General features: G+C 70.4%; 18 protein-coding genes. 7 read left to right on the top strand and 11 right to left on the bottom strand.

Features of this window, described 5'->3' with window-relative positions:
* Positions 1 to 13 precede the first annotated feature (13 nt).
* Together KY661_RS01920 and KY661_RS01915 are read right to left on the bottom strand one after the other, a co-directional pair.
* A complete protein-coding gene (locus KY661_RS01920; RefSeq protein ID WP_225408552.1) occupies positions 14 to 1,372 on the bottom strand; it encodes a hypothetical protein in 1,359 nt (452 codons plus the stop codon).
* 85 nt (positions 1,373 to 1,457) lie between these two features.
* Complete coding sequence (locus KY661_RS01915) at positions 1,458 to 2,627, bottom strand: cytochrome P450 (protein WP_225408551.1); 1,170 nt, start codon at positions 2,625 to 2,627, stop codon at positions 1,458 to 1,460.
* Positions 2,628 to 2,797: 170 nt separating this feature from the next.
* On the opposite strand from KY661_RS01915, the gene KY661_RS01910 reads away from it, so the two are divergent.
* Genes KY661_RS01910 through KY661_RS01900 form a run of 3 tightly spaced genes read left to right on the top strand, consistent with a single transcriptional unit; the run spans position 2,798 to position 4,751 of the window.
* A complete protein-coding gene (locus KY661_RS01910; RefSeq protein ID WP_225408550.1) occupies positions 2,798 to 3,499 on the top strand; it encodes a MotA/TolQ/ExbB proton channel family protein in 702 nt (233 codons plus the stop codon).
* A gap of 3 nt (positions 3,500 to 3,502) precedes the next feature.
* A complete protein-coding gene (locus tag KY661_RS01905) occupies positions 3,503 to 3,940 on the top strand; it encodes an ExbD/TolR family protein (protein ID WP_225408549.1) in 438 nt (145 codons plus the stop codon).
* A 13-nt stretch (positions 3,941 to 3,953) separates the two neighbouring features.
* Positions 3,954 to 4,751, top strand: a complete 798-nt coding sequence (locus KY661_RS01900; protein ID WP_225408548.1) for an energy transducer TonB — start codon at positions 3,954 to 3,956, stop codon at positions 4,749 to 4,751.
* On the opposite strand, the gene KY661_RS01895 is transcribed toward KY661_RS01900, so the two are convergent.
* Positions 4,748 to 5,260 carry a MarR family winged helix-turn-helix transcriptional regulator gene (locus KY661_RS01895; protein WP_075008956.1) on the bottom strand — a complete coding sequence of 171 codons (513 nt, stop codon included), beginning with the start codon at positions 5,258 to 5,260 and terminating at the stop codon, positions 4,748 to 4,750. The genes KY661_RS01900 and KY661_RS01895 overlap by 4 nt on opposite strands.
* 108 nt (positions 5,261 to 5,368) lie before the next feature.
* On the opposite strand from KY661_RS01895, the gene KY661_RS01890 reads away from it, so the two are divergent.
* Positions 5,369 to 6,244: a DUF547 domain-containing protein gene (locus tag KY661_RS01890; RefSeq protein WP_225408547.1), complete on the top strand. Its 876-nt coding sequence runs from the start codon at positions 5,369 to 5,371 to the stop codon at positions 6,242 to 6,244.
* A gap of 7 nt (positions 6,245 to 6,251) precedes the next feature.
* Here KY661_RS01890 and KY661_RS01885 read toward each other — a convergent pair whose 3' ends face one another.
* Genes KY661_RS01885 through KY661_RS01870 form a run of 4 tightly spaced genes read right to left on the bottom strand, consistent with a single transcriptional unit; the run spans position 6,252 to position 10,520 of the window.
* A complete protein-coding gene (locus KY661_RS01885; RefSeq protein ID WP_225408546.1) occupies positions 6,252 to 7,334 on the bottom strand; it encodes a Gfo/Idh/MocA family protein in 1,083 nt (360 codons plus the stop codon).
* A 34-nt stretch (positions 7,335 to 7,368) separates the two neighbouring features.
* Positions 7,369 to 8,607: a sugar ABC transporter permease gene (locus KY661_RS01880; RefSeq protein ID WP_225408545.1), complete on the bottom strand. Its 1,239-nt coding sequence runs from the start codon at positions 8,605 to 8,607 to the stop codon at positions 7,369 to 7,371.
* Positions 8,604 to 9,392 (bottom strand): ATP-binding cassette domain-containing protein, encoded by a 789-nt coding sequence (locus KY661_RS01875; protein WP_075008959.1) that lies wholly within the window; start codon positions 9,390 to 9,392, stop codon positions 8,604 to 8,606. The genes KY661_RS01880 and KY661_RS01875 overlap by 4 nt, the downstream gene beginning before the upstream one ends.
* An 18-nt stretch (positions 9,393 to 9,410) precedes the next feature.
* Complete coding sequence (locus KY661_RS01870; RefSeq protein WP_225409167.1) at positions 9,411 to 10,520, bottom strand: ABC transporter substrate-binding protein; 1,110 nt, start codon at positions 10,518 to 10,520, stop codon at positions 9,411 to 9,413.
* Positions 10,521 to 10,795: 275 nt separating this feature from the next.
* Here KY661_RS01870 and KY661_RS01865 point away from each other — a divergent pair, with 275 nt between their 5' ends.
* Positions 10,796 to 12,178: a TAXI family TRAP transporter solute-binding subunit gene (locus tag KY661_RS01865; RefSeq protein ID WP_225408544.1), complete on the top strand. Its 1,383-nt coding sequence runs from the start codon at positions 10,796 to 10,798 to the stop codon at positions 12,176 to 12,178.
* Positions 12,179 to 12,208: 30 nt separating this feature from the next.
* On the opposite strand, the gene KY661_RS01860 is transcribed toward KY661_RS01865, so the two are convergent.
* The 3 genes from KY661_RS01860 to KY661_RS01850 form a co-directional block, all read right to left on the bottom strand.
* Complete coding sequence (locus KY661_RS01860) at positions 12,209 to 14,503, bottom strand: hypothetical protein (RefSeq protein WP_225408543.1); 2,295 nt, start codon at positions 14,501 to 14,503, stop codon at positions 12,209 to 12,211.
* Between the two features lie 87 nt (positions 14,504 to 14,590).
* Entirely contained in the window at positions 14,591 to 15,520 is a 930-nt protein-coding gene (locus KY661_RS01855) for an ROK family protein (protein ID WP_225408542.1), read from the bottom strand.
* 53 nt (positions 15,521 to 15,573) lie between these two features.
* The gene (locus KY661_RS01850; protein WP_225408541.1) at positions 15,574 to 16,944 is read right to left on the bottom strand and encodes a phosphomannomutase/phosphoglucomutase; all 1,371 of its coding nucleotides are present in this window, start codon (positions 16,942 to 16,944) and stop codon (positions 15,574 to 15,576) included.
* Between the two features lie 128 nt (positions 16,945 to 17,072).
* On the opposite strand from KY661_RS01850, the gene KY661_RS01845 reads away from it, so the two are divergent.
* Together KY661_RS01845 and chrA are read left to right on the top strand one after the other, a co-directional pair.
* Positions 17,073 to 18,233 carry a DUF2403 domain-containing lipoprotein gene (locus KY661_RS01845; protein ID WP_317987201.1) on the top strand — a complete coding sequence of 387 codons (1,161 nt, stop codon included), beginning with the start codon at positions 17,073 to 17,075 and terminating at the stop codon, positions 18,231 to 18,233.
* Positions 18,234 to 18,323: 90 nt separating this feature from the next.
* On the top strand, positions 18,324 to 19,523 hold the full coding sequence (gene chrA / locus KY661_RS01840) for a chromate efflux transporter (protein WP_225408540.1): 1,200 nt from the start codon (positions 18,324 to 18,326) through the stop codon (positions 19,521 to 19,523).
* A gap of 24 nt (positions 19,524 to 19,547) precedes the next feature.
* Here the strand turns inward: chrA and KY661_RS01835 are convergent, their stop codons facing one another.
* Positions 19,548 to 21,260, bottom strand: a complete 1,713-nt coding sequence (locus tag KY661_RS01835; RefSeq protein WP_225409166.1) for a CotH kinase family protein — start codon at positions 21,258 to 21,260, stop codon at positions 19,548 to 19,550.
* Between the last annotated feature and the right edge of the window lie 9 nt (positions 21,261 to 21,269).

Genomic DNA, 21,269 nt, shown 5'->3' with positions numbered 1-21,269 from the left:
CACCTCTCGTTTCTCATTCGCCACCAAAGTATCGCTTCACGAGGTCGCGGTTGCGCGGCAGCAGTGGGGCGGTGGAATGCCCCGGCGCCGCATCGCCCTGTGCGCCCGTGCCGCGAACGGCCGAGGGCGTCACGGTGACGCCGTCCTTCCGGGGCTCCGCGGCCCGAAGTCCCCACAGCTCGCCGGCCTCGCCGCCCTGCCCGGGCGGAAGGGGCTGGAACTTCAGCCGGTCCGGATCCATCTGGGCCTCGTCCCCGAAGACGAGCGGCTGGCTCTCCCCGCCCCGCCCCACCCCTTTGCCCGGGCCCTTCTGGACAGCCCGGCTCGCATGCCCCGCCTGTCCCTCCTGCCCCTCGCCCTCCCCCTCGCCCTCGCCTTCCCCTTCGCCGGGCGAGGTCCCCTTTTGGGAAGCGCCCGCGCGCTGCCCGGAGCCCTGTCCCGGGGCGCCCTGCCCGAACTGTTGCGCCAGCTGTTCCTGGCGCCGCTCCAACGTCCGGCGGAGATCCGACACCTGATCGAGGTTTCCCCCCGCCGCCGCCTGGGCCGAGGCGCGCGCCTGGGCATTCTCGCCCTGTTCCTCCCCGCCCTCCGCCCCTTGCGACGGGCTGCCCTGCCCGAGCGCCATCAGGGCCCGCTCCAGTTGCTCCCGCTCCTGCGCCGCGCGCTCCGCGCCGCCCGCGGCCCCGAGCGCCTCTTCCAGCTCCCGGGCGGCCTCGGCCGCGCCCGCAAGCTCCGCGCCGGCCTCGGCGGCCCGCTCGGCCAGCCGCTGCGCCACCCCATCCACGGCCTCCCAGTCGGCGGCGTCGAAGCGGCCCCCGGCGGCCTCCTCGGCCAGCCGGCGCAGCTCGTCCTCCAGGGGCGCGCCCAGGGGCTCCTCCTGCGCGAGCGCCTCGGCCTTGGCCTGGACGGCGGTCACCAGGGACGTGGCCGCCGCGTTGGGGGGCCGCACGGTGAGCGGCGGCAGCGGCAGGAGCAGCCCCGCCACCAGGAAGAGCACGGCCCCGGCGAGCGCCGCCGCGGGGCGCTGCCAGGGCACCCGGGGGGGCTTCACCGCCTGGGCGAACTGGTTGACGGCCAGCTCCCACTCCCCGGCGGGGCGCTCCAGCGAGGTGAGCAGCAGCCCGCCGGCCTCGGCCGAGCGGTCCGCGAGCACCGCCGCGTGCTGGAAGGAGACCTGCCGGCCCCGCGCCCGGAGCCACCACCCCACACCGCCCGCGGCCAGGCACACCGGCAGGGCCCACGGCATGGCGCCGCGCACCAGCAACCGGGCGGCGACACAGACGGTGACGGCGGCCCACAGGGGGACGATGCCCGCCTCGGCCCAGGCCATCGCGGTGAGACGCCGCTGCACGCGCCGCACGGGGGCAAGCACGAGAGCCTGAAAGCGACGTTCCGCGCGGGAGGCCATGGGCACCCGGGAGTGTCGGCTACCCGGCCACCCACCACAAGCCTCCCGGTTACCCGGCCGGAATGAACCGCAGGGGCAGGCTCGCCGGCCCCCGGACCGCGAAGGACAGGTTCCAGGGCACCTCGCGCGACAGCCGGGTGAAGCCCTGGAAGCGCGACAGCAAGGCCTCCAGGCCCCGCTGGGCCTCCATCCGCGCCAGCATCGCCCCGATGCAGTGGTGGGCCCCATGGCCAAAGGCGAGCGACGGCAGCTCGCGATGGAGCTCGAACCGCTCCGGCTCGAAGTACCGGCGCTCGTCCCGGTTGGCCGCGCCAATCACCGCCATCACCACCGCGTCCCGGGGAATCGTCACCCCGGCGAGCTTCGTCTCGGCGGTGGTGAACCGGAGCACACACTGCACGGGCGACTCGTAGCGGAGCAGCTCCTCGATGAACCGGGGAATCAGCATGGGCTCGGCGCGCAGCCGCGCCAGCGCGTCCGGGTGCTCCGCGAGAAACAGCAGCGCGTTGCCCAGCAGGTGGACCGTCGTCTCCAGCCCGGCCACCATCACCAGCACGAGGAAGCCGATGATCTCCCGGTCCGTGAGCGGCTGCCCCTGAACCTCGGCGCGCACCAGGTCCGTGACGAGATCCTCCGCGGGCTCCCGGCGGCGCGCGTTGAGGACCTCCGTGAGGTAGCGCGTCATCTCCTCCACGGTGGTCCGCACCCGCGTGGCATGGGCGGCGTTCAGCGGCTCGGGGGTGATGCTGGCCAGGTCATCCGCCCAGCCCTTGAAGCGGCCGTGCAGCGAGGCCTCGAGCCCCATCAACCCGCCAATGACGGTGGTGGGCAGGGGCATGGCGAACGCGGAGATGAAGTCCGCCTCCCCCTGGGCCGCGAGCCCATCGGCCAGCTGGGCCGCGAGCGCGCGGATCCGCGACTCCAGCCGCCGGACGGCGGTGCCATTGAAGACCCGGGTGGCCAGGGTCCGCAGCCGCCGGTGGGCCTCCCCATCCAGCGCCAGCATCGAGTGGGCCATGGGGCTGTAGCCCAGCCACGCCGGCTCCCACGCCACCTGGAAGCCATGGGAGGTGAAGAGCCGCGGATGGCGCAGCACGTGGACCACGTCGTCATAGCGGGACACGGCCCAGAAGCCGCCCGGATCCACCTGCACCACGGGCTGATTGCGCCGCAGCCCGGCATAGCTGGGATAGGGATTGGCCCTGAACCCAGAATCCATGAAATTCAGCCTTTGAGTTGTCACGATCGTCCCCCCCGGGATGACTCCACTTCCAATCGCGAGACGGGAGCCTACCCTCCGGGGAACCAGCCGCCAAGGTGGCGATTCATTTGACTTTTCCCCCTGGAAACGAATGGATGCAGTGCGCCTTTTTCCCTCTCTGGAGCTCCATGCCGTCCACGTTCCTCTTCGCCCAGCTCGCCCAGTCGGAACAGGTGGGGTGGCTCAGCCGGAAGCTGCTGGGCGTGACGCTGACCAGCGCCGAGTGGGTGCTGTGGCTGCTGGTCGTCCTCTCGGTGCTCTCGATTGCCCTCATGCTCGAGCGCGCGGTGTACTTCAGCACGCACCGGCTGGCGGACTCGGAGGCCCTGGCGGTGAAGCTGGCCCGGGGTGAGTTCGAAACGGTGCGCTCGGCCATCCAGGGCAAGAAGGGCATGGAGGCGGCCGTCATCCGCGAGGCCCTGGCCTCCAGCGCCCAGGGCGCCGACACCGTGGAGCAGGTGATTGCCTCCACCGTGGCGCGCGAGCGGCCCCAGTACGAGCGCTACCTGTCGTTCCTGGGCACGCTGGGCAACAACGCGCCGTTCATCGGGCTGTTCGGCACGGTGCTCGGCATCATCAAGGCCTTCCATGACCTGGGCACCGCCAGCGTGAAGGGCGCCGCCATCCAGGAGACGGTGATGGCGGGCATCTCCGAGGCGCTCGTGGCCACGGCGGTGGGCCTGGCCGTCGCGATTCCGGCGGTGGTGGCCTTCAACGTCTTCAACCGGCAGCTCAAGACGCTCACCAGCCGCACCACATCGCTGGGCCACGCGCTGGTGGGCAGCCTGCGCGCGCAGCGGCCCCCGGCCCCCTCGGGCGAGGGGCGCTAGGCCATGGCGGGTGGCTCGCAGGACAACGACGAGGAAATCACGGGCATCAACGTCACCCCGCTGGTGGACGTGGTGCTGGTGCTGCTCATCATCTTCATGGTGACGGCGAACTTCATCGTCCGCGAGACGGTGGAGGTGGACCTGCCCCGGGCCGCCAACGGCGGAGAGACGGTGCAGGGCCTGGTCAACGTGGTGCTCGACAAGGACGGCAAGCTGTTCTTCGACGGCACGGAGCTGTCCGAGGCGGAGCTGTCGCGCCGGGTGACGGAGGCGGTGGCCAAGGACAAGGAGACGCGGGCCATCATCAGCGCCGACCAGTCCATTCCGTACGGGCGGGTGATGCGGCTCATCGACGTGGTGAAGGGCCAGGGCATCGCCAAGTTCGCCCTCAACATCCAGAAGGACGTGGCGCCCACGCCCGCGCCTGCCGCCGCGCCCTGAGCCGGAACGCCCCATGAGCCAGGCCGCCCTCGACAATCCGCTTCCTCCCCGGCGTTCCTCGGGCTGGGCGATGGCGTTCGTGCTCCTGTCCCTGGGGCTGCACGGCGTGGGGCTGCTGCTGCTCAGCCGCCTGAAAGAGCGCCCCCCGCCCGCCCTGACGAAGCCGGTGGAGCTGGTCATGGTGGAGGTGGAGAAGCCGCCCCCGCCTCCCCCGGAGCCTCCGAAGGAAGAGCCCCCGCCGCCCCCGCCGCCGCCCAAGGTGAAGGCCCCGCCCAAGCCGCCCCCGGTGAAGGTGGCCGAGGCCGAGAAGCCCCCGCCGCCGCCGCCGGAGCAGGCGCCGCCGCCGCCCAACGAGCCGCCCCCCGAGCAGCCCGCGAAGCCGGCCCCGCTCGTGGTGGGCATCTCCATGTCCTCCACCACCAGCGCCGGAGGCTTCGCCGCCCCCGTGGGCAACACCGTCTATGGAAAGACGGGCAACAAGGCCACGGCCCCTCAGGAGGTGAAGGCGTACTCGGCGCCCAAGTACACGCCCATCTACCAGGTGGACTCCGAGCCCCGGGTGCTCTCCGAGGTGAAGATTCCCTATCCGGACGAGGCCCGGCGGGCCGGCATCGAGGGCACGGTGACGCTCTCCATCACCGTGGACCTGGAGGGCAAGGTGATGGCCGTGAAGGTCATCTCCGGCCCGGGCTACGGGCTCAACGAGGCGGCGAGGGATGCCATCCGGCGCTTCCGCTTCAAGCCCGCCATCAAGGGCGGCGAGGCCGTCTCCACCGAGATGAAGTACGCCTATACCTTCCTGCTGGATTAGCCCTGGCGCGCGTCCGGCGCGGCGGCGCTCTGGCCCTGGGCCTTCCGGTCCGCCAGCCGCTCCAGCGCCTGCGAGAGGATGTCCCGCAGCAGGCGCTTCTCCTGGGGAGACAGCGCCGCGATGACCTCGGGGGGCTCCAGCAGCCGCTCCTGGAGCCGCTGCCGCAACTCCTGGCCGGCCTCCGTGAGACACAGCATCTTCACCCGCCGGTCATGCTCGGCGTTGCGGCGCTCCATGAGCCCGCGCCCCTCCAACCGGTCCACCAGCCCCGTCACGTTGGACGCATCGCACGACAGGTAGTCGGCCAGCGCGCTCATGGGCTGCGGCCCGTACCCCAGCATGCTCAGCACGTGCGCCTGCACGGGCGACAGCTCGAACTCGGCCGCCAGCACCGGGAACCGGCGCATCTGGTCCTGGACGAGGGCGAACAGGGGAGCCCATGCCTCACGCCCCAGCCGCTCCTCGGCCTGAGTTGAAGCCTTCTTCTGCTCACCACCCGTGCCGCTCATGCCTTCATGCTAATTCACTCGGTGCATATGGACAATTGACAACCTCAAGCATTGCGGCGCCGCTCCTGCTAGGCCGGCCTCCCGGCCGGGCCCTACACTGCCGGCCCCGTGGCCGCCCCCGTCCCCCACCGCCCCCGCTGGCGGCTGCTCCTCGCCGTGCTGTGGCTCGTGCCGCCCGGGCTCGTGGCCCTCGCGGTGCTGCACCTCTACGGACTGCTGCCCGCGCGTGTGCCCCCCGCGGAGGCCCCCTTCAGCTACGCCGGTTACGCGCGTGCCTTACGGCACGTGAAGTCCGATGGGGACGTGGACTTCGCCGCCCTGGGCCAGCAGCGCGCGGAGCTGGATGCCTTCGTGCGCTCGCTCGCCACCTTCTCCCCCCGCTCCCACCCCGAGCGCTTCGCCCAGCCCGAGGAGGTGCTGGCCTACTGGCTCAACGCCCACACGGCGCTCCTGCTCCAGGCGATGGTGGACGGCTACCCGTCCCTGGAGAGGCACTTCTTCTGGAGCCGCGCCTGGCCAGTGGGTGGCCAGCGGCTGACGCTGTGGGCGCTGGAGCACCGCATCCTCCAGCGGGAGTTCGCAGACCCACGCATCCACCTGGCCCTCTTCCGGGGCACGCGGGGCGGCCCGGCGCTAGAGGGCGTGCCCTTCGAGCCCAGCTTCCTGGACGCGCAGCTCAATGACGCGGTCCGCCGCTTCATGGGCGACAAGCGCCACGTGCGGATGGAGGGCACCACCGTCCACCTGGCCCAGGTCTTCGAGACCCACCAGGAGGACTTTCTCGCCGCCCTGCCCGAGGGCCGCCGCAGCAACGTGCTCCAGTTCGTCTGGGCCTTCCTGCCGGACACCTGTACCGAGCGCTACGGCTGCGACACCCGGGGCGACCTGGACCGGGTGTGCGGGCCCGCCCTGGACCGCTGCCAGGTGGCCTACGTTCCCGAGGACGCGGGGCTGCCGGACGCCGCCGTGCCCACGCCCCGGTAACGGCACCTCAACGGTTGGAGATGGACACCCAGCGGCGCTCCGAGTGCGAGCGCCGCACGGCATCCAGCACGCGCATGGTGCGCCACCCATCCTCGAAGGTGGCCGCGCCGGGCAGCACCCGGGCCCCCTGGCCCAGCGTCTCCGTGAGCGCGCGCGCGTAGCGCAGGAACCCCCGCGCCCACTCGTTGTCCGGCATGCCCTCGGGCAGCGCCTCCGGCGCGGGCAACGCCACCGGCTCCCAGCGCCGGCTGCCCACTGCGGAGTGCCACAGCTGCTCGCCCTCCACGCGCAGCCCGCCCTTGGAGCCGTACACCTCCATGCCGTGCAGGGGCGCGCCGGGCTCCACCGCCGAGAGGCTCACCGCCGCGGTCAGCTCCCCGCCAAAGCCCAGCAGGGCCTGGATTTCATCATCGGAGGTGACGAGCCGAGACTCGTGCGTGTGGCCATCCAACCGGGTGGTGACGTGGGTGGACATCATCCCCATCACCTCCACGGGCTCGCGCCCCAGCACGAAGCGCAGCGAGTCCACCGCGTGCGAGCCGATGGCGCCCAGCAACCCGCCGCCCCGCGCCATGTCCGACCACCAGTCCCAGGGCTGCTCGGGGCCCGCCCGGTGGTCGCTCCGGTAGTACACCCGCGCGTGGTACAGCGTGCCCAGCTCCCCGCCCAGGACGAGCTCCCGCATGCGCTGGCGCGACGGCAGGAAGCGCAGCTCATGGTCCAGCAGCGCCAGCGTCCCGCGCTGCTCCGCCGCCAGCCACATGATTTCCGCTTCCGCGGCATCCAGCGCGGTGGGCTTCTCGCACAGCACCGCCTTGCCCGCCTGCAGCGCCGCCAAGGCCATGGCGTGGTGCAGGTGCGGCGGCGCCACGATGCTGACCAGGTCCACCTGGGGGTTGTCCACCACCTCGCGCCAATCCCCCGCGCTGTGGGGGATGCCCAGGCCGCGCGCCACCGCTTCGGCACGCTCGGCCCGGGAACTGGCGATGGACACCACCTCCACCCCGGCGCACGCCTGGAAGGCGGGCACCTGGGTGGAGCGAGCAAAGCCCGTGCCGATGATGCCGACCCGAATGCGCTTTGCCGTCATGATGTCTCCCGACCCCGTGTAGGGGCTTCTCCGCTCAGGCCCTACCCGCGGCCTGCCTCCCTCGGCGTGACAGTGCATCGATGGATGCGGCCACGAGCAGAACGGCCCCCGTTACCATGAACTTCACGGACGAGGACAGGGCCAACAAATCCATTCCGTTGGAGATGGAGCCGATGACCAGGGCGCCCAGGAGGGCGGACCAGGCGGAGCCCCGGCCGCCGAAGAGGCTGGTGCCGCCGATGACGGCCGCCGCGATGGCGTTGAGCAGCACGTCGCCGCTGCCGGAGGACTGGTTCACCGCCAGCAGGCGCGAGGCAGCGAGGATGCCGCCCGCGGCGGCCATGGTGGAGGCCAGCGTGAAGATGGCCACCCGGATGCGGTCCACCCGGATGCCCGCGCGGCGCGCCGCCTCGGCGTTGCCGCCCACCGCGAAGGTGTGACGGCCAAAGCGCGTGCAGCGGATGAGCAGCTCCAGCAGCAGCACCACGCCGCCGAAAATCAGGGCCGCCAGCGGCAGGCCGCGGTCCTGGACGAAGATGGCCACGGCGGCAATCAGCGCGCCGTGCGTGAACACCATGCGGACGACGGTGGAGCGCAGCGGCACCAGCGGCAGCCCCGCCACCTCGCGCCGGCGGCGCTCGACGAACACCGTCGCCACGTGCACCACGACGATGAGCGCCACCACCATCCAGGCAATGGCCGGGCCAAAGAACGTGCCCGCAAGCCCGATGATGACCGGATCATTCAGGTTCACCGTGCCCGTGTTGCCCAGCACGTAGAGCTGCGCGCCCTGCCAGCCGAGCAGACCCGCCAGGGTCACCACGAAGGGCGGCACCCGGAAGCGCGTCATCCACGTGCCGTGGAAGGCGCCAATCGCCGCGCCCGTGGCCAGGCCCGCCAGCAGCGCCGGCACCGGGCCCCAGCCCATCTTCACGTTCAAGAGCGCCATCACCGCGGCGGACAGGCCGCTCACCGCGCCCACCGACAGGTCGATGTCGCCCAGGAGCAGCACCAGCACGATGCCGGCGGAGATGGTCCCCATGGCGGTGATCTGCAGCATGAGGTTGGTGAGGTTCACCGCCGACAGGAACCGGTCATTGGCGATGTAGAAGGTGAGCCAGATGGCGCACAGGCCAATGATGACGGGCAGGCTGCCCAGCTCTCCCTGGGACAGGCGGCGAAGGAATCCATGCCAGGCGCCCTTGATTCCAGGGGCGTCCTGGATCAACCGGGGATCTACCGCGACTGCGGGCTGCGTACCGGGCGCGCTCATGCTCCCTCCATCTTCAAAGTCTCGGTCACCTCGGCTTTTTTGGCCCCGGTGATGGCGGAAACGACTTCCACCTCCTTGGCCTCCTTGACGTCGAACGTGGCCACCCGCTTGCCCAGCCGCATCACGATGATGCGGTCGGCCACGGAGAACACATCCATCAGGTTGTGGCTGATGACCACCACCGCCAGCCCCTGCTCGCGCAGGCGGCGGATGAGGTCCAACACCTGCCGCGTCTGGGCCACGCCGAGCGCCGCGGTGGGCTCGTCCAGCAGCACCATCTTCGGCTCGCCCATCATGGCCCGGGCCACCGCGATGGACTGGCGCTGGCCACCGGACAGCGCCGCCACCTGGGTGCGCACGCTGGGGATGCTCACCGACAGGCGCTGGAGCAGGGCCGTCGCCTGCTGCTCCATCGCCGTCTCATCCAGCCAGCCCACGGCCTTTCCGGCTCCCGCCGAGCGCTGCTCACGCCCGAGGAACAGGTTGCCCACCACGTCCAGGTTATCGCACAGCGCGAGGTCCTGATACACGGTGGCGATTCCCAGCGCCGAGGCCACCTTCGGCCCCGACAGGGAGACCTTCCTGCCCTCGAAGAGGGTGTCACCCTCATCAATGGGGATGATCCCAGAGATGATCTTGATCAAGGTCGACTTGCCGGCGCCGTTGTCGCCACACAGGGCAACGACTTCACCGGCCTTTACCTCGAAGTCCACCTTGGTCAGCGCCTGGACGGCTCCGAAGCGCTTGGAGACTCCCTTCAACGCAAACAACGCATTCGCGGACATCGCTTCCCTTTCCCTGCGCTACTGGATCTGCGCGGACGCGCAAGCGTCCTTGTACGAGCCCGAGCAGATCTCCTCGGCCTTCCAGAAGCCGTCTGCCACGATGGTGGACTTCACGTTCTCCTTGGTCACCGCGACGGGCGGCAGCAGGATGGACGGGACGTCCTTCTGGCCGTTGTTCACCTTGGCGTTGACCTTGCCTTCCGGCACCTGGCCGCGCAGCAGCGCCACGGCCAGCTCGGCGGCCACCTCGGCCTCCGGCTTGATGGCCTTGTACACGGTCATGAACTGCTCACCGGCGATGATGCGCTGGATGCCGGCCAGCTCCGCGTCCTGGCCCGTGACGGGCGGCAGGGGGTTCACGCCCGCGGCCTTCATCGCCGCGATGGCGCCACCGGCGGTGCCGTCATTGGCCGCGTACACGCCGGCGATCTTGTCCTTGCCGAGCGAGGTGACGGCCTGCTCCATCTGCTGCTGGGCCTTGTCCGGGCTCCAGTCCGGAGTGTCGTACTCGGCACCCACCACCAGCCCGCTGCCATCCAGCACGCTGTGCGCGCCGGCCTTGAAGAGCTTGGCGTTGTTGTCCGTGGGCGCGCCATTGATCATGACGATGGTGCCCTTGTCCTTGCCGTCCGCCTTGAGCTTGTCGAGCAGCGCCTGGCCCTGGAGCTTGCCCACCTTCTCGTTGTCGAACGAGATGTAGTAGTCCACGTCCGAGTTGGTGATGAGCCGGTCGTAGCTGATGACGGGCACCTTGGACTGGCGGGCGCGCGCCACCATGGCCGCCGCAGACGCGGAGTCCACCGGGTCCAGCACCAGCACCTGGGCGCCGTTGGTCAGCGCCGCCTCGGTCTGGCTCTGCTGCTTGGAGGCATCCTGGTCGGCGTTGCTGTAGATGACTTCACAGTCCGGGCACAGCTCCTTCACCTTGCGCTCGAAGTGCGGCCGGTCGTGGGACTCGTACCGGGAGGTCTTCGACTCGGGCAGCAGCAGGGCAATCTTCCCGCCCGAGCGCTTCTCGGCCGCCGGAGCCGCCGCCTCGCCTCCCGCCGCCTCTTTGTTCTCGCGCTTGCACGCCGATACCAAAACCACCATTGCCGCCAACACCGCCGTGGCGCCCACGCGGGACATCGAAGAGCGAGTTTCCACTCGTGCCTCCCTCAAGAAATTAGAGCCTGGGAATGTGTGCCCAAACCGGCGCGCATACTGTCGTCAGGAGGCAACCGCCGCAAGACTTTCCCCCTCCCCGCAGGGCTAATGCATTGCGTCACCCGCTGTGAGAATGGGCGGTCCGCGGATCAGCACCCACCGCGTTTGCCCCCGGCAACGTTTGCGGACGAGCGGGTGCCTCTATCGCATGGTGAACACATGCGATTTTCACCGCGAGCCTATACTCCGCGCCTCGCATGAAGACGGACAACCTCAGGCAGCAACTGCGGCGCACGCTGCGGCGGGACTTGTGGCTCACCCTGGTGCCCACGCTGCTCATCATCGGCATCGCGTTCACCATCACGCTCGACTTCGTGAAGCCCGCGCCCCCGAAGACGCTGGTGCTCGCCGTGGCCCAGGACGAGGGCGGCTTCCGGTATTTCGCGCGGCGCTACCAGCAGTTCCTCGCCCAGCACGGCGTCACCCTGGAGCTGCGCGCCACCAAGGGCTCCGTCACCAGCCTGGGGCTGCTCGCCGACCCCAACTCCGGGGTGGACGTCGCCTTCGTGCAGAGCGGCGCCGTGAACGAGGTGAAGGAGGCGCGCATCGTCTCGCTCGGCAGCCTGTCCTATGTGCCCCTGTGGGTCTTCTACCGCGGGGAGCCGCTGGAGGACGTGCGCGGGCTCAAGGGCCGGCGCATCGCCGTGGGGGATGCCGAGAGCGGCACGCGGGCGCTCGCCCTCACCCTGCTCAAGGCCAACGGCGCGGATCAGGCCCCCACGGAACTCCTCCCGCTGGGACGCGACGAGGCCGTGGAGCAGCTCAAGCAGGGCGGCGTGGACGCGGTGTTCCTCGTCTCGCCGGCGGAGGCCCCGGCGATTCAGAAGCTCACCGCGGCCCCCGGCGTGCGGCTCCTGAGCTTCGCGCGCGCGGATGCGTACGCCCGCAAGTACACCTATCTGTCGAAGCTCGTGCTGCCCCGGGGCGTGTTCGATTTGGCGGCGGACCTGCCGGAGCGGGACGTGGTGCTGGTGGCCCCCACGGCGAACCTCGTGGCGCGCGACACGCTGCACCCGGCGCTGGCCTACCTGCTGCTGCGCGCCGCGAGTGAGGTCCACGGCAGCGCGGGGCTGCTCGACCGCACGGGCGAGTTTCCCGCCCCGCTCGAGACGGGCTTTCCCCTGAGCAGCGAGGCGGAGCGCTACTACGAGGCCGGGGTGCCGCTGCTCCAGCGCTACCTGCCCTTCTGGGCCGCGAACCTGGTGGACCGGCTCTGGGTGATGCTCGTGCCCATCCTGGCCGTCGTCATCCCCCTGGGCCGCGCCGTGCCGGCCATCTTCCTGTGGCGCGTCCGCTCGCGCATCTTCCGCTGGTACGCCCGGCTGAAGGAGATCGAGATTCAGCTCGACGAGAAGCCCGGCCGGGACAAGCTGGAGGACATGCTGCGGCGGCTGGAGGAGGCCGAGCGCGCGGTGAACCAGATTCCCGTGCCCCTGGCGTACGCCGAGAACCTCTACTTCTTCCGCGAGCACATCGACGTCGTGCGGCGGCGGCTCGCCCGGGGGCTCGCGGAGGCGCCCCCCGAGCCCCAGGGCGCCCCTCCCGAGGCCCCCGTCCCCAGCACGCAGGGGGCCGGGTAACGGCCCTCCCCTTCGCTTCCCGCCGGGGGACTACTCCGTCCGCGAGGCGCTGAAGATGCGCTGCACCTTCGCGTCCCCGGAGCGGGGCACCACCGAGAAGGTGCGCTCCACGGCCTGCAGCCCCTCGGCCGTCTTCGAGGACAGATCCAGCAGCAGCGCCCCGAACGCCTTCAGGTGGAAGGACAGGCGCCAGAGCTCCTCCAGCTCATCGAACGCGCGCTCGATGATGCCCGGCTCCCGCCCCTGCGCGATGGCATCGCGCAGCAGCACCATGCCCGCCACCATGCGCTGCCACCGCACGTAGGTGCCGCCGTACGACGAGCCGACGTCCGCGTGCCGCGCGTTCTTGTCGAGCACGTCGGCGAAGGTGTTGGGCGAGGCGATGCCCCGGCCCTCCCAGTGCGCCACCTCGCCGTCCTTGCCCTTGGCGATGGGGTTGCGCTTGAGCCACTGGGCGGCGCGCGCGGCGGCCAGCGGGGGCGTCCACCCCTTGGCCTTGTCCACCAGGTAGGCCTTCCACAGGGGTGCGTAGAGCGCCTGGCGGAACTCGGGGTCCACGCGCGCCCGGGTCGTGTCCCAGGGCATGGCCCGGCCCAGGGCCCGCGCGAAGGGGTCCACGTCCCCGGCGGCTACCAGGGGAATCAGCTCGCGCATCAGCGCATCCGTGAACTTCAGCTCCAGCCGCAGCTCCACGTCCTGGCCCCGCGTGGACTCCTGGAGCTCCTTGAAGACGGACTCCTCGTCCGCATCGTCGAAGACGCGCCAGGCAATGGCCTCGTCGAGCGCCAGCCGCAGGTCGTTCCCGGAGAGCCGGCCGGCGCGGGCGATCTGGAAGTACAGCCCGTACTGGAAGTCCTGGGCGGAGGGCTGGATGCGGAACGCCTCCATGTCGCACTTGAAGTCGATGGACCAGCGGCCCTGGCTGTTGAAGAGGGTGCCCTCGTAGCCGCGCACGCCCAGGAAGGCGATGCGCTGCGGGCCGTGGAGGGTGTCGGGCGAGCCATACTGCACCACGCGCTGGAACTTCTTCTGGTCCCGGGACTGGAGCTGCCACTTGGAGAAGCCCAGGGTGAAGCCCCACGCCTCGCGCCGCGTGTCCGAGTCCTGACGGAAGTAGCTGCGCAGGGCGGAGGGCTCCACCTGCTTCAGCACCTCCGTCAGCTTGCCCAGGAGCAGCAGGCCGTGGAGCTGGCGCACCTGGGCATCGGGCAGCTCCATGCGCACCAGGGTCTGCTGCTCGGACAGGCGCGAGTACTCGTACTGGAACCCCACGGAGAGCTTCTCCGAGGCCATCTGGGCCACCACGTCCCGGGCCTGGGCCTTGCGGTCCTCCCACGCCCGCTTGATGGCGGAGGCGTCGGCCTCGTACTCCTCCATGCCCAGCCGGTCGAGCACCCAGCGCAGCACGTCCTTCTCCGTGTCGCTGAGCTGCCGGGCGGCCAGCTTGTCCACCAGCTTCTCGAACTGGGCCACGCCCGGGGCGCCCACGAGCGCGTCCACCACCGCGCCGAACACCTCGGGGTTCGCCGCCTCCACCGTGACGCCGATCTCCGGGGCCAGCCGGGCCTCGCGCGCGGCGCCCTTCTGCACGGAGACGACCAGGGCGCCCTCCTTCTCGCGCGAGAAGGTGAGCAGGAAGTCATCCGTGACGGTGACGGCGCCCGTCACCGAGGCCCCCACGGACGTCTTGAGGCCCAGGAGCGTCCCGGAGGGCAAGAGGCGGCTCAGGGCGCTGAGCTGGCTGGTGAAGACATCGGACCACTGCAACGACATGGACGTCTCCATCCGGAGCCGGGCCTGGAACGTCAGGGCCTCCCGGGGACGGAGCTTCATCACGTGGTCGGCGATGAACGGCAGCCGCAGGGCCACCGCATCCGCCTGGAACGCCTCCCGGGCCTTCCGCTCCGGCGGGTGCAGGCGGTAGTCGGCCACGAGCACGGACACATCGCCGCCCACGCCCAGGGACAGAAAGGGCATCGGGGCCGAGGTGGCCTGCGCCTTGACGCGGGTGCGCGCGCCGTACTTCAGCCACACTTCGTCCGCCCCCATCACCAGCGGGGGGCTCAACCGGGAGGGCGCCTCGCCCTCCTTCGCGGCGGGCCCGATGACGCCGTCCACGTCCACGTCGCTGGGGGCATTGAAGGCCTCGACGGCCACCTCCGTGCCCGCGTCCAGCACGAAGGACAGCCCCTCGAAGCCCAGGCTGATGGGCTGCTCCACCCGGCCCGAGGCGAGGTTGAGGCGGATCTGCGAGTCCTTGAGCTGCGCGTCCGAGACGAGGACCTTCAGCTCATCCAGCTTGGCCAGCTTCCACTCGAAAGACACGGGGGACCTCGGAGGGTAAGAGCGACGGTGGCCCGTCCAGTGTAACGGACGGACCTGACCCGTGCCTCCCCTCCTGGCCTCCGTACGTCAGCCGAGCAACGCCGCGCCGATGAGGCCGCTGTCGTCGCCCAGCTCCGCCTCGGCGATGAGCAGCCCCTCGCGCGCGGTGTTCGACGTCAGCGCCTGGATGCCCTCCACCACGGCGCGGCGCAGGCCGGGGCAGTTCATCAGCACCCCGCCCCCCAGGATGAGACGGGCCGGGTTCAACACGGTAATCATGTTGGAAATGGCCATGCCCAGCATCTTCCCCGCCCGGGAGTGAATCTCCACCGCGGCCGGGTCGCCCGCCTCCGCCGCCCGCTCCAGCGTCAGCGGGGTGATGCGCTCGGCCACCCCCGCGGTCAGCTCGTTCAGCACCGGGGAGCGGCCCGAGGCCAGCAGCTCCCGCGTCAGGCCGATGAGGTTGTGCCCGCCGCAATAGGCCTCCAGGCACCCCAGCTCCCCGCAGCCACAGCGCCGGCCGCCCGGAATCACCTTGGTGTGCCCCAGCTCGCCCGCCACGCCGCCCGAGCCGCGCACGAGCTGGCCGTTGGCGATGATGCAGCTGCCCACCCCGGAGCCCACGAACGCGACGTACACGTCCTGGGCGCCCCGGCCCGCCCCCGCGTTGAACTCGCCCCAGGCCGCCGCGGCCAGGTCATTCACCAGCCGCACCGGCATCCCCAGCCGCGCGCTCAGCAGCGCGCCCAGCGGCACGTTGCGCCAGCCCAGGTTGGGGGCCACCGCCAGCACGCCCGAGTTGCCCGGAATCTGGCCCGCGGCCCCGACGCCACACCCGGTGACCGGGACGCCCGCCAGGGACACGGCCTCGGAGGCCGCCTGGGTGATGGATTCCACCACCGCCTCGGGGCTGCGCTCGGTGAGCGCCATCTTGGCGGAGGCGAGAATGGTCCCTCGCGCATCCACCACGGCAGCGCGGGCGTTGGTTCCTCCCAGATCGATTCCCAGCGTCGGCATCAGTGCGTTCCTTGTCCTCTTCGAATGTGCGTCAGCCTAACGCAGGCCCTGCCTCAGGCGCCCGCCTCGCGTTTCACGCGCTCCACGGTGCCCTCGATGAGCCGCTGGATCTCCTGGAGCCGCTCGGGCGTGCTCGCCTCGAAGCGCAGCACGAGGATGGGCTGGGTGTTGGAGGCGCGGATGAGGCCCCACCCGTCCGGGAACGTCACGCGCACCCCGTCCACGTCCACGATGTCGTGGCCCGCGGCGCGCAGGGTGTCCGTGGCGCGCTTCACCAGCTCGAACTTCTTCTCCTCGCGGGTGTCCACGCGCAGCTCGGGCGAGGCGTACGTCTTGGGCACGTCCGCGAGCAGCTCCGAGAGCTTGCGCGGCTCGTGGGTGAGGATCTCCAGCAGCCGGGCCGACGAGTACACGGCGTCGTCGAAGCCGAAGTAGCGGTTCTTGAAGAAGATGTGGCCGCTCATCTCCCCGGCCAGCTCCGCGTGCGTCTCCTTCATCTTCGCCTTGATGAGCGAGTGGCCCGCCTTCCACATCACCGGCTTGCCGCCGTGCTTGGCGATGTCGTCGTAGAGCGTGTAGCTGCACTTCACCTCGCCGACGATGGCCGCGCCCGGGCTCTCCTTGAGCACGTAGCGGCTGAAGAGCACCATGAGCTGGTCGCCCCAGAGGATGTTGCCCTGGTCGTCGATGACGCCGATGCGGTCGCTGTCCCCATCATAGGCGATGCCCACCTCGGCCTTCTCGCGCTTCACCGCGGCGATGAGGTCCTCGAGGTTCTCCACCACCGTGGGGTCCGGGTGGTGGTTGGGGAACGTGGCGTCCATCTCGCAGAACAGGGGCACCACATCGAAGCCCATGGCCCGGAATAGAGGCACCGCCACGGCGCCGCCGGTGCCGTTGCCCGCGTCGATGACGATGCGCATCCCCTTGCGGCCCACCTTCACCGTCTGCTGGATGAAGTGGTTGTAGGGGGTGACGATGTCGTAGGGCGTCACGGAGCCCGGCTTGTCGCCCACCACGAAGTCCCGGCGCTCGATGCACTGGCGCAGCGCCTGGATTTCAGGCCCGTGGAAGGTGGTCTTCCCCACGCCAATCTTGAAGCCGTTGTACTCCGGGGGGTTGTGGCTGCCGGTAATCATGGCCAGGCCATCCACCGGCAAGGTGTTGGCGGCGAAGTACGTCAGCGGCGTGGGCACCACGCCCACATCCATCACGTGGAGTCCCGTGGATGTGAGCCCGCGGCACAGGGCGTCCCGGAAGCGGGTGGACGATTCGCGGCAGTCGCGCCCCACCGCGATGGAGCGTCCGTCCTGGCGGCGGATGGCGGTCCCCAGGCCCTTGCCCAGCAGCTCCACCACCTCTTCCGTCAGATCCTTATCGACCAAACCACGAATGTCGTACTCGCGAAAAATGTGCGTATTCATTGAGGGCGGCGGACTCTACACAACGCCGGGCCCGGGGGGTACGGCGCTCCATCGATTGGGACCTCAACGAAACAGAGGGCCCGCGAAGGCCTTGTCGCAGTCAGGTTTTACCTGCTTAGGCTGCAAAAATGAAAATCTTCAATAAGTTGTTCTGGTTCCCCGCCGCCGTGGTGCTGTCCGGACTTCTCGGCAGCGCCTGTGAGAACACCGAGCCTCACGCCGGGGCGCTGCCGGGCGAGGAAGCCCCAGGTGAGGTGGAGCCCTTCGCCGTGGCGGCGGACTGCGCTCCGGGCAACAGCGCGGCGCTCCAGGATCTCGGCGACGACCTGCCGGACGGCACGGGCACCTCCGTGTCCACCATGAGCATCCTGAACGTGGGGGGCACAGGCGCGTACCAGCGCGTGACGAACATGCTGCCCGGGGTGTGGGGCCAGTCCTGTCCCTCCAATGCCTGCCAGAAGGCCACCACGAACGTGAGCGGCGCGCTGGCGCCCTTCAACGAGGAGATGACGGTGAACTTCCGGGGCCCGATGGAGCTGTATGACATCGCGGTCTACAGGCCCGACGCCTCGGCCTGGAAGCGCACGTCGTCCTGGAACCGCTGCGGCTCCACCAACCTCACCTTCTTCAACAACCTGGGCGGCACGGGCAGCGGCGAGTGGACGCTGTGCGGCGGCAACAGCCAGAGCTATGCCTCGGCGGACGCGAAGACGGCCGTGGCGGCGCCCACGCGCTTCACGGGCACGCTGGGCAACCGGGTGGAGATGAACATCCTGTCGGACCAGGCCTGCGTGGGCACCGGGGATGCCAGCGAGTGCGGCTTCTACCGGGGCGTCACCCGCCACGGCTGGGCGGGCGCGAAGCTCTTCGCCATCCGCGCCCGCATGCCGCGCTACACCGGGCCCATCACCGAGTACTACGACGACGTGCCGGCCATCTGGATGCTCAACGCGCGCGTGGTGCGCACCGCGCAGTACGGCTGCAACTGCCGGGGCATGGGCTCGCCGGGCGGCTGCGGCGAGCTCGACGTGGCGGAGGTGCTCCACGGCGGGCACCCCATGCACGCCACCAGCACCATCTATTCGTTCGAGGGGGCCACCGGCAGCGGGCCGAACTACTTCATGCGCCCGGTGAAGGAGAGCGCCACCTTCATCGTCCTGTTCGACGCGAGCGGGAAGGTGCAGATGCTGCGGCTCAAGGCGGACGCCTTCAACTTCGGAGACACCGTGGCCAACGCCACCGTCTCCGAGTGGCTGGCACGCAAGGGCGTCACGATGTCCCTGCCGTGAGCCCCGGCCGCCCTGCCCGGATTCCGATGAAACGCGTGTACACCGAGCCCCCCGGTGGGTTCAGCTCCCCGGAGGAGGAGAACCTGGAGCATGAACGACCCGGGAGACACGCGCGGGCTGGCCCCAGGGCGTCCTGAAGCACGAAGGTTGAGAGAAGTCGCGCTGCTCTTCCTCCGGCTGGGCTTCACCTCCTTCGGCGGCCCCGCGGCCCACATGGCCCTGATGGAGGACGAGGTGGTGCGCCGCCGCCGCTGGCTCAGCCGCGGCGAGTTCCTGGATCTGCTGGGCGCGGCCAACCTCATTCCCGGGCCCAACTCCACGGAGCTGGCCATCCACCTCGGCCATCGGCGGGCAGGATGGGCAGGACTGCTGGTGGCCGGCACCTGCTTCATCCTCCCCGCGGCGCTCATCGTCTCCGCCGCCGCCTGGGCCTATGTGCGCTTCGGCAGCCTGCCCTCGGCCGGAGGCCTTCTGTATGGCGTGAAGCCCGTCATCATCGCGGTGGTCCTCCAGGCCCTCTGGGGGCTGGGGCGGGCGGCGGTGAAGACGCGCCTGCTGGCCCTCGTGGGCCTGGCCGCCGCCACAGCCCACGGGCTGGGCTTCCATGAGCTGCTCATCCTGCTGTGCAGCGGCGCCTTCATGGCGCTCGGGTACGGGGGCAGGCGCACCATGGGGCGAGATGGGGATGGCCAGGCACCGGCGGGAATGCTGGCAGGAGCGCCCTTGCTCCTGAACGGCGTGGCGATGGGAGCGGCGGGGGCCGTGCCCTTCAGCCTGGGAGGCCTGTTTCTCTTCTTCATGAAGGTGGGCTCGGTGCTCTTCGGCAGCGGCTACGTGCTGCTGGCCTTCCTTCGCGCGGACCTGGTGGAGCGGTGGGGCTGGCTCACGGAGGCGCAACTCCTGGATGCCGTGGCGGTGGGCCAGGTGACGCCGGGCCCCGTCTTCACCACGGCCACGTTCATTGGCTACCTGCTCGCGGGGCCCCTCGGAGCGGGGGTGGCCACGGTGGGCATCTTCCTGCCCGCGTTCTTCTTCGTCGCGGTGAGTGGGCCGCTGGTGCCGCGCCTGCGCCGTTCCGGGCTGGCCGGGGCCGTTCTGGATGGCATCAACGTGGCCTCGCTCGCCCTGATGGCCACGGTGACGTGGCAGTTGGGGCGTGCGGCCCTTGTGGATGCCTGGACGGTGGGCTTGGCGCTGCTGAGCGCCGTGCTGCTGCTGCGCTTCCGCCTCAACTCCGCGTGGCTGGTCCTGGGAAGCAGCCTCGCGGGCATTCTGCTCTGGACCTGGTAGATGGGGACGGCGCGCGAGCGGCGGTCACGGCAGGCGGCCCTGGAGGGAAGGCCAGCGCGCCTTCACCCACTCGCGCACGTACTCCACCTCCTGCTCGTAGGTGGTGAAGTCCTGGCGCGAGTTCCAGCGGGGGAAGTTGGGCTGGCCGATGGTGCCCGGCGCGCCGAAGGCCTGGTAGGCGGTGGACCACTCGGCCCAGTCCCGGCGGGCGGCGGGGCCCGTCTCCTGGACATAGCCGTCGATGAGGGAGAGCACCGTCTCCAGCTTCAGCTCGTTGCGCAGCAGGTTCTGGTAGCGCTCGCGCATGGGGTCTGCGAGGGCGGGCTCGGCCAGCATCCGCGAGAACAGCAGGTTGTCCTCGGCGAAGGTGGGGCGCGCCGTGGGGCTGGAGCGGGTGGTGTCGAAGTTCTGGCCAAAGCTCGCGTCCAGATCCCAGGGGATGAAGCGCCAGGGGCCGCCCGTGGACGGGTCGAACGCGTGGTAGGCGTTCTTGCCCTGCGAGTCCGTGCCGAGGATGAGCGTGTTGAAGATCCACCAGTCCTGGTAGTCATTGCCCGCCAGCCGCGTGCCGAAGCCCTCGCGGAAGGTGGTGGCGTCCGAGTCCGAGACGAAGCCAATCAGGCCGGACATCGTGTCGAAGGCGTGAGGCTTGCCCTCCTCGGGGATGCCCTCCTCCTTCTCCAGCCCCTCGTGCAGCCCCGCCTTCGGGGTGCCGTCCTTGCGAAGCCGCGAGAAGTTGGCGTCCTTGTCCACGGCCTTGAAGAGGTCCGAGTCCTTGGACAGGCCATGGGCCGCCAGCAGGCGCTTGTTGATGTGGTCCGCCACCGTGTACATCCCCCGGTAGCGGTTGTTCACATAGAGCACCGCGCTGAAGGTGCGGATCTGCACGTGGGCCGGATCCATCCGGTTCCACAAATCGAAGGCCAGCCGCGAGCGCAGGTACGAGTTGTCATTGAAGGTGGTGATGAGCACCACGCGCTTGCGGTCCGTGAAGCCCCCGCCGAACACCGGCTCGTTGAACAGGTCCTCGTCCGGGAACTTGAGCGTGAGGCTGCGCTTTGGGAAGACGCTGGAGGTGGCGCCCCGGTACTTCGCCTCGATGGTGTAGGGCTTGCCCCGGTAGACGATCTGCACGGGGCGGTACTCGCCCGCGGTGAGGCCCCGCTCGTCGTGGGTGAGGTGCAACACCGGAAGGCCGTATTCCTCCGTGTAGGCAGCCGCGTTCACGATGGGCACGTTGCCGGGTGCCGCGCGGTTGTCCGCCACGCCCACCTTCAGGGTGCCCTTCTCGCCGGTGCTCTCCTCCTTGAGCACGAGGTTCCACACGGCCGCCTGGTCCTTGCCCGGCGTCCAGCTCAACGTGGCGCTCGCCGCGTCGAAGCGGGCTCCCGGCGGCAGGTTCTCCACGGCGAAGCGCAGGCCTTGCGCGGCGTGGCCCGTGCCGCAGGTGATCTGCGCGGACAGGGCCTCGCCTTCGAGCACCCAGCGGGCCGCGCCCGCGGTGGGCGCACAGACGGAGGACGCAGGCGGCTGCCCAGGTTCCTGCTCCGCTGGAGGGGTCTCCGGCTCCGGCGTGCCGCTGCCAGGAGTCTCCGGAGGCGGCCCTGCCGGAGGCGTGACGCCGGGCACGGCCGGTGGCTCAGGGCTCTCCGGGGATGCAGGGCCCGAGCAGGCAACCGAGCAACCCACCACCGTCAGACAGAACCCCCACCCCAGGACACCCCTCAGCCAACGCATTCCGCGCAC

It is taken from the genome of Allostigmatella hybrida, assembly GCF_020103775.1.
Classification (GTDB): domain Bacteria; phylum Myxococcota; class Myxococcia; order Myxococcales; family Myxococcaceae; genus Hyalangium; species Hyalangium aurantiaca.
This window is presented reverse-complemented; position numbering and strand designations above follow the sequence as displayed.

What these genes read in the sequence shown, in the direction of transcription:
- KY661_RS01915 (WP_225408551.1), bottom strand. Translation starts at nt 2,627, where the DNA reads ATGGATTCTGGGTTCAGGGCCAATCCCTATCCCAGCTATGCCGGGCTG.
- KY661_RS01910 (WP_225408550.1), top strand. Translation starts at nt 2,798, where the DNA reads ATGCCGTCCACGTTCCTCTTCGCCCAGCTCGCCCAGTCGGAACAGGTG.
- KY661_RS01905 (WP_225408549.1), top strand. Translation starts at nt 3,503, where the DNA reads ATGGCGGGTGGCTCGCAGGACAACGACGAGGAAATCACGGGCATCAAC.
- KY661_RS01900 (WP_225408548.1), top strand. Translation starts at nt 3,954, where the DNA reads ATGAGCCAGGCCGCCCTCGACAATCCGCTTCCTCCCCGGCGTTCCTCG.
- KY661_RS01895 (WP_075008956.1), bottom strand. Translation starts at nt 5,260, where the DNA reads ATGAGCGGCACGGGTGGTGAGCAGAAGAAGGCTTCAACTCAGGCCGAG.
- KY661_RS01885 (WP_225408546.1), bottom strand. Translation starts at nt 7,334, where the DNA reads ATGACGGCAAAGCGCATTCGGGTCGGCATCATCGGCACGGGCTTTGCT.
- KY661_RS01880 (WP_225408545.1), bottom strand. Translation starts at nt 8,607, where the DNA reads ATGAGCGCGCCCGGTACGCAGCCCGCAGTCGCGGTAGATCCCCGGTTG.
- KY661_RS01875 (WP_075008959.1), bottom strand. Translation starts at nt 9,392, where the DNA reads ATGTCCGCGAATGCGTTGTTTGCGTTGAAGGGAGTCTCCAAGCGCTTC.
- KY661_RS01870 (WP_225409167.1), bottom strand. Translation starts at nt 10,520, where the DNA reads ATGTCCCGCGTGGGCGCCACGGCGGTGTTGGCGGCAATGGTGGTTTTG.
- KY661_RS01865 (WP_225408544.1), top strand. Translation starts at nt 10,796, where the DNA reads ATGAAGACGGACAACCTCAGGCAGCAACTGCGGCGCACGCTGCGGCGG.
- KY661_RS01855 (WP_225408542.1), bottom strand. Translation starts at nt 15,520, where the DNA reads ATGCCGACGCTGGGAATCGATCTGGGAGGAACCAACGCCCGCGCTGCC.
- KY661_RS01850 (WP_225408541.1), bottom strand. Translation starts at nt 16,944, where the DNA reads ATGAATACGCACATTTTTCGCGAGTACGACATTCGTGGTTTGGTCGAT.
- KY661_RS01845 (WP_317987201.1), top strand. Translation starts at nt 17,073, where the DNA reads ATGAAAATCTTCAATAAGTTGTTCTGGTTCCCCGCCGCCGTGGTGCTG.
- chrA (WP_225408540.1), top strand. Translation starts at nt 18,324, where the DNA reads ATGAACGACCCGGGAGACACGCGCGGGCTGGCCCCAGGGCGTCCTGAA.
- KY661_RS01835 (WP_225409166.1), bottom strand. Translation starts at nt 21,260, where the DNA reads ATGCGTTGGCTGAGGGGTGTCCTGGGGTGGGGGTTCTGTCTGACGGTG.